General features: G+C 48.0%; 8 protein-coding genes. 2 read left to right on the forward strand and 6 right to left on the reverse strand.

All coding sequences use genetic code 11. The features are described 5' to 3' along the window. Positions 1-45 precede the first annotated feature (45 nt). Positions 46-2619, reverse strand: a complete 2574-nt coding sequence (gene leuS, locus LZU85_RS12110) for a leucine--tRNA ligase (protein ID WP_237287175.1) — start codon at positions 2617-2619, stop codon at positions 46-48. Positions 2620-2741: 122 nt separating this feature from the next. Here leuS and LZU85_RS12115 point away from each other — a divergent pair, with 122 nt between their 5' ends. Beyond that, positions 2742-3212, forward strand: coding sequence for a zinc ribbon-containing protein (locus LZU85_RS12115; protein ID WP_011078380.1), 471 nt, complete (start codon positions 2742-2744; stop codon positions 3210-3212). Positions 3213-3326: 114 nt separating this feature from the next. Here the strand turns inward: LZU85_RS12115 and lnt are convergent, their stop codons facing one another. The 5 genes from lnt to miaB form a co-directional block, all read right to left on the reverse strand. Next, the gene (gene lnt / locus LZU85_RS12120; RefSeq protein ID WP_237287176.1) at positions 3327-4847 is read right to left on the reverse strand and encodes an apolipoprotein N-acyltransferase; all 1521 of its coding nucleotides are present in this window, start codon (positions 4845-4847) and stop codon (positions 3327-3329) included. Between the two features lie 42 nt (positions 4848-4889). Continuing rightward, positions 4890-5765: a CNNM family magnesium/cobalt transport protein CorC gene (gene corC / locus LZU85_RS12125; protein ID WP_017420893.1), complete on the reverse strand. Its 876-nt coding sequence runs from the start codon at positions 5763-5765 to the stop codon at positions 4890-4892. 78 nt (positions 5766-5843) lie between these two features. Then, the gene (gene ybeY, locus LZU85_RS12130; protein WP_237287177.1) at positions 5844-6308 is read right to left on the reverse strand and encodes an rRNA maturation RNase YbeY; all 465 of its coding nucleotides are present in this window, start codon (positions 6306-6308) and stop codon (positions 5844-5846) included. Continuing rightward, positions 6298-7410 (reverse strand): PhoH family protein, encoded by a 1113-nt coding sequence (locus tag LZU85_RS12135; RefSeq protein WP_011149715.1) that lies wholly within the window; start codon positions 7408-7410, stop codon positions 6298-6300. The genes ybeY and LZU85_RS12135 overlap by 11 nt, the downstream gene beginning before the upstream one ends. Positions 7411-7483: 73 nt before the next feature. Continuing rightward, positions 7484-8908, reverse strand: coding sequence for a tRNA (N6-isopentenyl adenosine(37)-C2)-methylthiotransferase MiaB (gene miaB / locus LZU85_RS12140; RefSeq protein ID WP_044023926.1), 1425 nt, complete (start codon positions 8906-8908; stop codon positions 7484-7486). Between the two features lie 306 nt (positions 8909-9214). Here miaB and LZU85_RS12145 point away from each other — a divergent pair, with 306 nt between their 5' ends. Then, positions 9215-10363, forward strand: coding sequence for a 2-octaprenyl-3-methyl-6-methoxy-1,4-benzoquinol hydroxylase (locus LZU85_RS12145; RefSeq protein ID WP_237287178.1), 1149 nt, complete (start codon positions 9215-9217; stop codon positions 10361-10363). The last annotated feature ends 235 nt before the right edge of the window (positions 10364-10598 follow it).

Below are 10598 nucleotides of genomic sequence, written 5' to 3' on the forward strand. Positions count from 1 at the left end.
AGTTGGTTCGCCTCATTTGGTGGTTTTTCACTCTTGATATCGTGATCAGTTCGCCACGATGCTCAATAGTTTGCCTGGTACGTAAATCACTTTACGGATAGTCACGCCGTCTAGGTGTTTAGAGACGTTTTCTTCGTTAAGACCGATTTGTTCAACTTGCTCTTTCGTGGCGTCTGCAGCAACGGTGATTTTACCGCGGACTTTGCCGTTGACCTGAACAACAATCAGTTTTTCGTCTTCAACCAGAGCCTGCTCATCGTAAGTTGGCCAAGATGCGTTGTCGATGTCTTGCTGGCCAAGTGCCGTCCACATTTCGAAACAGATATGCGGAGTGATGGGGTACAGCATCGCAACGACCGCTTTTAGCGCTTCGTCAAGGATCGCACGATCTTGTGCAGATTCTTGTGGCGCTTTCGCCAGCTTGTTCATCAACTCCATGACCGCCGCGATCGCGGTGTTGAACGTCTGACGACGCGCAACGTCATCGGTTACTTTGGCGATGGTTTTGTGAACGTCACGACGCAGTGCTTTTTGATCACCAGACAGTGCGGCTGCATCTACTGCTTCTGCTGCGCCTTTTGATGTGTGCTCGTTTACGAGTTTCCAAACACGTTTCAGGAAGCGGTTAGCCCCTTCTACGCCAGACTCTTGCCACTCAAGTGTCATGTCTGCTGGAGAAGCAAACATCATGAATAGACGTACTGTGTCTGCGCCGTATTTGTCGACCATCTCTTGTGGGTCGATACCGTTGTTTTTCGACTTAGACATTTTGATCATGCCTGAGTGTTCTACGCTACGACCTTCGTTGTCGACAGCCGAAGTGATGCGACCTTTGCCATCGCGTTCAACTTTCACTTCTGTTGGTGATACCCACTCTTTGCCACCTTTATCGTTGGTGTAGTAGAAAGCATCTGCCAGTACCATGCCTTGACACAGTAGTTGCTTGAACGGCTCGTCAGACGTCACGTAGCCCGCATCACGCAGCAGTTTGTGGAAGAAGCGAGAGTACAGTAGGTGCATACACGCGTGCTCGATACCACCGATGTATTGGTCTACAGGCAGCCAGTAGTTGGCTTTTTCTGGATCTAGGATGTCGTCAGCTTGTGGTGAACAGTAACGTGCGTAGTACCAAGAAGATTCCATAAAGGTATCGAACGTATCTGTCTCACGCAGAGCTGGCTCACCGTTGAAGGTTGTCTTCGCCCACTCTTTGTCGGCTTTGATTGGGCTCGTTACGCCGTCCATTACCACGTCTTCAGGAAGAATCACGGGTAGTTGGTCTGCGGGTACTGGGTGAACTTGGCCATCTTCAGTGGTGACCATTGGGATTGGTGCACCCCAGTAACGTTGACGAGATACACCCCAGTCACGTAGACGGAAGTTAACCGTCTTAGTGCCTTTGCCTTCTGCTTCTAGCTTCGCTGCGATGGCATCGAACGCTGCTTGGAATTCTAGGCCATCGAACTCACCTGAATCGAACAGCACGCCTTTCTCTGTGTAGGCCGCTTCTGAGATGTCTAGCTCGCTGCCATCAATTGGCTTGATTACCGGAATGATGTCTAGGCCGTACTTAGTGGCGAACTCGAAGTCACGTTGGTCGTGTGCCGGTACTGCCATAACAGCGCCTGTACCGTAGTCCATCAATACGAAGTTAGCGACGTACACTGGCACTTCACGGCCGTTTAATGGATGAATAGCAGTAAGGCCCGTCGCCATACCTTTCTTCTCCATGGTCGCAAGCTCAGCTTCAGCAACTTTGGTGTTCTTACATTCGTCGATGAACGCAGCAAGCTCTGGGTTATTCTCAGCGGCAATTTTCGCTAGAGGGTGACCTGCTGCGATACCGACATAAGTCACACCCATTAGTGTGTCTGGACGAGTGGTGTACACTTCTAGGTCTTGTTGACCTTTCACTTCAAACTTGAGCTCAACACCTTCAGAACGACCAATCCAGTTGCGTTGCATGGTTTTCACCATTTCTGGCCAGCCTTCAAGTGTGTCTAGATCATCAAGCAGTTCTTGAGCGTACTCGGTGATCTTGATAAACCACTGAGGAATTTCTTTTTGCTCTACAGGCGTATCACAACGCCAGCAGCAGCCGTCTTCAACCTGCTCGTTCGCAAGAACCGTTTGGTCGTTTGGACACCAGTTAACAGAAGACGTCTTCTTGTAAACCAGACCTTTCTGGTAAAGCTTAGTGAAGAACTCTTGTTCCCAACGGTAGTACTCAGGCGTACAAGTGGCGAATTCGCGGTTCCAGTCATAACCAAAGCCAAGAAGCTTAAGTTGGTTCTTCATGTATTCGATGTTTTCGTAAGTCCAAGGCGCAGGCGCGGTGTTGTTTTTCACCGCTGCGTTTTCTGCAGGTAGACCGAATGCGTCCCAGCCGATTGGCTGCATGACGTTTTTGCCTTGTAGGCGTTGGAAACGAGATACTACGTCACCGATGGTGTAGTTACGCACGTGACCCATGTGCAGTCGACCACTTGGGTATGGGAACATAGAGAGGCAGTAGAACTTCTCTTTGGTTGGATCTTCAGTCACAACAAATGTTTTGTTGTTGTCCCAGTGCTGTTGAACTTTCTGTTCAATATCTTGTGGATTATATTGTTCTTGCATCGATGGTATCCGGTTATCTTGGAATTTGTGAGTTCGGTTAGAACAGATTGAAATAGATCGTCATAGAATACCTAAAGGTACCGTGCACAACAATAGCCAATCTTTACAGATGGAGGACTGCCATGCCGAAACGTAAATCCGGTTATGAAGAAATGTTGGAAGATGTCATCGAGACACTCAAACATAGCCCAGATGAAGTGAACAACGTCCTAGAAACGTCTGGCAAGGTGATATCAGCGGCGAATGATATGACTAAAGATGAGTTGGCGTTGATCTCTGCGTACGTAAAAGCGGACTTAAAAGAGTTTGCCGACAACTATGAGGAGAGCAAAAGTGGACCATTTTACCTCACCATTGCCGATTCTATTTGGCAAGGTTTGCTCGAAATTACTGACAGAACCAAAGTGGAATGGGTTGAACTGTTTGAAGATCTTGAACATCAAGGCCTTTACGAAGCGGGAGAGGTGATAGGGCTTGGTGTGTTGGTGTGTGATGAATGTGGCCATAAAACCTCCTACAATCATCCAACCGTGATCATTCCTTGTATCAAATGTGGTCATAAGGGCTTTAGCCGCCAAGCGTTGAAACCGTAATCACGCTCTTTTTGCTCACGTGAGAAACAGAAAAGGTACGCATTGCGTACCTTTTGTTTTTTGCCCATCTGTGCTTGCGCTTTTCGCAATGGGTTTTCTCCATTGCTTTTGCCGCTAAGCACTCGTGCGGCGTTTTCGCCACCATGCGAGAGCAAGTGACAAGGCAACCCAAATGTAGAGTGGCCAACTGCCCAGTTGATGATAGGGCGTTTGTCCTTGGGTTGGCGTAAGCTCTGCCCGCAGTACCGCCGTTTCAAACTGTGGAATAGAGGCGATAATTTTACCTCTATGGTCAGTAACGGCCGTTAAACCATTATTGGTGGAACGAATCAGCGGTTTGCCCAGTTCTAGAGCACGCATTCGCGCGATTTCCATGTGTTGCAAGGGACCAATGGAACGACCAAACCAAGCGTCGTTTGATAGGGTCAAAAGGAAATCGGTGTCGTCGGTAACGTTTTGTCTCACTTGCTCGTTAAAGATGATTTCGTAACACAGCGCTGGCGCCATTGGATGGCCATTTGCCACGATATTAGGCTGCACAAAATCCCCACGACTAAATGATGACATGGGCAAATTAAAAAACGGTGCTAAAGGACGTAAAATGCTCTCAAACGGGACAAACTCACCGAACGGCAGCAGGTGATGCTTATGATAACGCTCAGTGAGATCAAAAGAGTAATCCCCATAAGGCGTCAGGCCAACAGCAAGAATGCTGTTGTAAAACTGACCATCTTCGGCTTGATTGACAATGCCACTGATGATCGCGCTTTGATTCATTTTTGCCGCACTGTCCAAATTACTCAGATAGGAGGGCAACTCGACTTCAAACGCTGGAATAGCGGCTTCTGGCCAAATAATAATATCGGCGTCCCAGTTTTCACGGCTTAAATCGGTGTACTTCATAATGGTTGGCCAGCGTTGGCTTGGTAACCATTTTAAGTTTTGGTCGACATTGCCTTGGATAAGCGCCACTTTGGTGGCTTTGTCCGGTTGCGGTGTGACCCAGTCCCAGCGTGATAAGCCATAACCCGTGCTGAGTAACACCGTGGGGATGAGTAGCATCGACCAACGTTTGTGAATCACCGCATAGGCGATCGCTCCGGCTCCGACCAGAAGCAGTAGCGTAAGCAGCTCAACACCACCAATCGGAGCGAAACTCGCCAGAGGTGAATCGATTTGACTGTAACCGAGCCACAGCCAAGGGAAGCCCGTCATCACCCAACCACGCAGCCAGTCGGCTATCAACCAAAGGGCTGGCGCCGCAAGCAACAAGTTGAGCAAGGTAGCTTTGGCAAAAAAGCGTTGATAGCTCCAAGTGAAGAGTGCAGGGTAGATGGCCAGATAGGCGATGAGTGCCCCCATCAAAAAGAGGTTAGCTGCCAGAGGCATGCCACCAAAGCCAGCGATACTGACGTAGACCCAGCTAATGCCGGAGGCAAACTGCCCTAATCCCCATGCGTAACCCGTCCACAAGGCTTGGCGACGTGATTGACCATGGATAAGGATCAGTAACAGGGCGGGTGTAATAAGCGCAACTAACCAAATTTGGTAAGGTGCAAAGGCAAGCGTAGTGAGAGCGCCAACAAAAGCGGCCGCAATGGGCCGCTTGAGGCGATGAAATAGGGTATTTTTCATCTATCGTTCGTCTGATATTCCTCTTTGCAGAGGCGGTTATCGTTACTCTGGAGTGGTTTCTGCAACAGAAACCGAGTCAGGTACGGTGACTTGTAACTGGATAACACGACGGTTATCGGCGGCGGTCACTTTGAAATTGAAACCATCAATTTCTACGATCTCGCCACGAGTTGGTAAGTGACCAAAGGCTGTCATCACCAAACCACCCACTGTATCCACTTCTTCATCGCTAAAACGACTGCCAAAGGTTTCGTTAAACTCTTCAATGGTGGTCAATGCTTTGACCGCATAAGTATGCTTGCTGAGTTTACGAATATCGGCATCTTCCTCTTCGTCGAACTCATCTTCGATATCCCCAACAATTTCTTCAAGAATATCTTCGATGGTGACAAGGCCGGAGACGCCACCAAATTCATCAACAACAATGGCCATGTGATAACGTTCTTGGCGGAATTCTTTCAGTAGGCGATCGACTCGCTTACTTTCAGGAACCACGACCGCTGGGCGGATAACCTCTTCGATATCAAATGGAGCACTGTCTGAGCCTAAGTATTTGAGTAAGTCCTTCGCAAGTAGGATGCCTTCTACATGGTCTTTATCTTCACTGATAACTGGGTAGCGCGAGTGCTGCGCATCGGTGATCAGTGCGATAAGTGAATCGAGATTGTCTTTTCTCTCGATGGTGACCATTTGCGAGCGAGGGATCATGATGTCCCTAACGCGCATTTCAGCAATTTCCATCACACCTTCGAGCATGTCGCGAGTGTCATGGTCAATCAGGTCATTTACTTCAGAATCTCGGATAACATCCACTAACTCTTGGCGATCTTTAGGCTCACCCTGAAATAATTGACCTAGGCGTCCGAAGAAGGACTTTCTACTCGGACCGTCGGAATTTTGAGAATTGTCGTCGTTCATTGTTTCTCTAATAAGTAACGCTATCAGAAGTGTGATAGCTCACGTTTGGCATTCAATGCGCTAGTGCGTATCGAATGCTCACTCTTTCTCCGCTAAGTATGGGTCAGTAAATCCCATACCCTGCATGATTTCAGTTTCGAGGGACTCCATCTCTTCAGCTTCGTCGTCCTCAATATGGTCATAACCTAACAGATGCAAGCTACCATGTACAACCATATGCGCCCAATGTGCCATCAGGGGTTTGTCTTGCTCTATGGCTTCTTGTTCAACCACTTGGCGACAAATAACCAAATCACCCAACAAATCCATTTCCATTCCAGGGGGCGCTTCAAACGGAAAAGAAAGCACGTTAGTGGGCTTATCTTTGCCACGGTACTCATTATTTAGCTGGTGGCTTTCTTTAGCATCCACGATACGAATGGTCACTTCAGCTTGTGGCTGGAAAGAGGTGATGGTCTTGTCCAGCCAGGTTTGGAAATCTTGCACACTGGGTAGGCCGCTTTGATCTTCGACCGCAAGTTGCAGATCCAGTTCAATTGCCATGTGTGGTTTCCTTATCCGCGCTGATTTGTGCAGAAAGCTCGGCTTTGGCGGCTTCAAGCAGTTTGGCATCGCGCTCTTCTCGGCGACGTTGTTCAAACTCTTTACGCTCTTTTTGGTCTTGTGCTTCCCACTTCTCGTAGGCATTGACGATGCGCGCGACGACTGGGTGGCGAACGACGTCATCGGATTGGAAGAAGTTAAAGCTGATCTCTTCCACTTCATTGAGCACTTCGATGGCATGACGAAGGCCAGATTTTGCACCACGAGGTAAGTCAATCTGCGTGACATCCCCCGTGATCACGGCGCGAGAGTTAAAGCCGATACGGGTCAGGAACATTTTCATCTGTTCTACGGTGGTGTTTTGGCTCTCATCGAGAATGATGAAGGCATCGTTGAGTGTGCGACCACGCATGTATGCCAGTGGTGCCACTTCGATGACGTTACGCTCAATCAGCTTTTCAACCCGTTCAAAACCGAGCATTTCAAACAATGCATCGTAAAGCGGGCGTAAATAAGGATCGACTTTCTGACTCAAATCACCCGGTAGAAAACCAAGCTTTTCACCCGCTTCAACCGCAGGACGAGTGAGTAGAATGCGGCGGATCTCTTGACGCTCTAGCGCATCGACAGCTGCAGCAACCGCAAGGTAGGTTTTACCCGTACCAGCAGGACCAATGCCGAAAGTGATGTCGTGCGTGACCATATTGACCAAGTATTGCGCCTGATTCGGCGTGCGAGGTTTGATCACCCCTTTCTTGGTTTTGACAAACACTTCTTTACCATGTGCGATGGCTGACTCTTGGTTCTGTTCAAGCACACCAGATTCTTTGATCGCAAGGTGGATATCTTCAGGTTCAACATCTTTAATTTGACCACGAACCGTCGCGGTTTCAACGTAAAGTGTTTTAATGATATCGAGCGCGGCAGCGGAAGTATGAGGTTTACCAACGATGGTAAAGAAGTTGCCACGGTAACTGATTTCAACGCCGAGTCGACGTTCTAAGTGTTTGATATTGTCATCAAAAGGACCGCACAAGCTTGCAAGACGGCGGTTATCGGAGGGTTCTAGGTTAATCTCTAGAGTGACGATTTTATTGCTCAATGTTGCCTCTCATTGTCTGCCACTTAACGAGAGCCTGATAACAACCAGGCTCTCAATGGCGATTAATACGAGCTTATGGCGTAAATGTCGCTACACCTAGCTCATCTTCGCGGCGTGTTTTGGCCATCATTTGTGTCGGCGAAATCACGCTACGTAGGTCCATGTCTTTTTCAGTACGTACAATCTCACCACGCAGTGAGTTCGCAAATACATCGGTAATTTTCACATCAACGAACTGACCAATCAGATCTGCGCTACCTTCAAAGTTTACTACACGGTTGTTTTCTGTACGAGCACGTAGCTCCATCAAGTTCTTTTTAGAAGGGCCTTCAACCAGTACACGCTGTTCTGTGCCTAGCATGAGGCGAGAGTAACGCATGGCTTGTGCGTTGATTTGTTGTTGCAGTTCGTACAAGCGCTCTTTCTTCGTCTCTTCTGAAAGATCACATGGGTAATCTGCCGCAGGAGTACCTGGGCGAGGAGAGAAGATGAAGCTGAAGCTCATGTCAAAGTCGACATCTTTGATCAGCTTCATGGTGTCTTGGAAATCTTTGTCGCTTTCACCTGGGAAGCCAACAATAAAGTCAGAACTGATTTGGATATCAGGACGCGCTTTACGCAGTTTACGGATGATCGACTTGTATTCGATGCCAGTGTGAGGACGTTTCATCATCGTCAGAATGCGATCGCTACCACTTTGTACTGGTAGATGAAGGAAGCTCACCAGCTCTGGCGTATCTTCGTAGACAGCGATGATATCATCGGTGAACTCAAGTGGGTGGCTGGTGGTAAAGCGAATACGGTCGATACCATCGATAGACGCAACAAGGCGAAGCAGTTCTGCAAAAGAACAGATTTCACCATCGTGCATTGGGCCACGGTATGCGTTTACGTTTTGGCCTAGCAGATTCACTTCACGAACGCCTTGCTCGGCAAGTTGCGCGATTTCGTAAAGCACATCGTCCATTGGACGGCTGACTTCTTCACCACGAGTGTAAGGCACTACGCAGTAAGTACAGTACTTAGAACAGCCTTCCATGATAGAAACGAATGCGGTTGCGCCTTCTGCACGCGGTTCTGGCAGACTGTCGAACTTCTCGATTTCTGGGAATGAAATGTCCATCACTGGTGCATCTTCACTTTGTGATTGTTTGATCATTTCAGGAAGACGGTGCAAGGTTTGAGGACCAAAGATAACGTCAACAAAAGGTGCACGTTCACGAATGTGATCGCCTTCCTGTGTTGCTACACAACCACCAACACCGATCACGACGCCTGGCTTTTTATCTTTGAGTGTTTTCCAACGGCCAAGCTGGTGGAACACTTTTTCTTGCGCCTTTTCACGGATCGAACAGGTGTTAAGTAATAGAACATCTGCTTCTTCTGGTTCTTCTGTCAATTCGTAGCCATTTGCTGCGTTCAGCAGATCCGCCATTTTCGATGAATCGTATTCGTTCATCTGGCAACCCCAGGTTTTAATTAGCAGTTTCTTACTCATCTCACTTTCGCTCGTGTTAATACTAAAAATTCGTTGAACAAATTGTTCAAAGTATAGCCGCCATCACGGCGGTAAGCGGCGTATTGTACTGCTTTAAAAACCTACTGACTAGTGATCTGGTGAATTCTTCGCAAAGCCTGATTTTATCTAGGGTCTTGTCAGGTATTTCGCCTTGGTTTTTTAAGGTTTTTGTCGATGGAAACTGAGTGACCTAAGCCGCTTGATAGGGACAAAGTGTTTCGCAAACTTGCCAGTAAAACGTACAATGCAAAACCGTCTTTGAATCAAGTTGATCAAGAGTACAAGATGAATAAATACGACATTGCCGTCGTCGGTGGCGGCATGGTAGGTGCGGCTGTGGCCATCGGATTTGCCAAACAAGGCAGAAAAGTCATCGTGGTTGAAGGGTTTGAGCCGAAAGCGTTTGAAGCAAGCCAACCGATGGACATCCGAGTGTCCGCCATTTCCCATAACTCCGTGCGTTTGCTGGAATCGCTAGGGGCCTGGCAACATATTCAAGCAACTCGAGTTTGTCCCTACAAACGCTTAGAAACCTGGGAGCACCCAGAATGTCGTACACGTTTTCACAGCGATGAACTCAATTTGGAACAGCTAGGTTACATTGTGGAGAACCGTCTAATTCAATTGGGGTTGTGGCAAGAGTTTGCTCAGTACCCGAATTTGACTCTGCAATGCCCAGATAAACTGAAGCGTCTTGAGTTCGATGAGATCAACACGTTGACGCTTGAGAGTGGTTTAGAAATTGAAGCCTCTTGGGTCATTGGCGCAGATGGTGCCAACTCTCAGGTGCGTGAGTTGGCTGGCATTGGCATTACCGCATGGGATTATCGCCAACATTGTATGTTGATCAATATTGCGACGGAATCTGCGCAACAGGCGATCACTTGGCAGCAATTTACCCCAACTGGCCCACGATCTTTTTTGCCATTGAAAGGCCAGCAAGGTTCTTTGGTTTGGTACGATTCACCCAAGCGTATTCGTGAGTTGTCAGCCATGAGCGCTGAAAAGCTGAAACAGGAAATTATTCGTCATTTCCCTGATGAATTGGGAGAGTTTGACGTGCTGTACTGGGATTCTTTCCCATTAACCCGACGACATGCACAAGCGTATTATCAACAAAATTGTTTGTTGGTTGGCGATGCGGCCCACACGATAAATCCATTAGCGGGTCAAGGGGTCAATCTTGGTTTTAAAGACGTTGAAGCGTTACTTAAGGTAACGGAAAACCACCCTCTGACAGTGGCTCAACAAGCGGCCTATCAGAAAGCACGTTATGCGGACAACTTGCTAATGCAAACGGGGATGGATCTGTTCTACAAAGGCTTTAGCAACGATATCACCCCATTAAAGTTGGTTCGTAATGCTGCCCTCAAGTTGGCTGAGCATTCTGGGCCTATCAAACATCAAGTGTTGAAATATGCGCTAGGAATGTGACGGCATTGGGATAGGGCTCATAAACGAGCGTTTGTATCAGGAAAGGAAAGCGGACTCATCGAGTTCGCTTTTTTTTGTTTTCACAAACAATGAACAATGCAATGAAGATAAGAACGTCAGATAAAACAAAACCCAGCCTAAGCTGGGTTTGTTCAATGATGGTGCGGAAGGAGAGACTCGAACTCTCACACCTCGCGGCGCCAGAACCTAAATCTGGTGCGTCTACCAATTTCGC

The organism is Vibrio floridensis, from assembly GCF_021852965.1.
GTDB classification, from domain to species: Bacteria; Pseudomonadota; Gammaproteobacteria; order Enterobacterales; family Vibrionaceae; genus Vibrio; species Vibrio floridensis.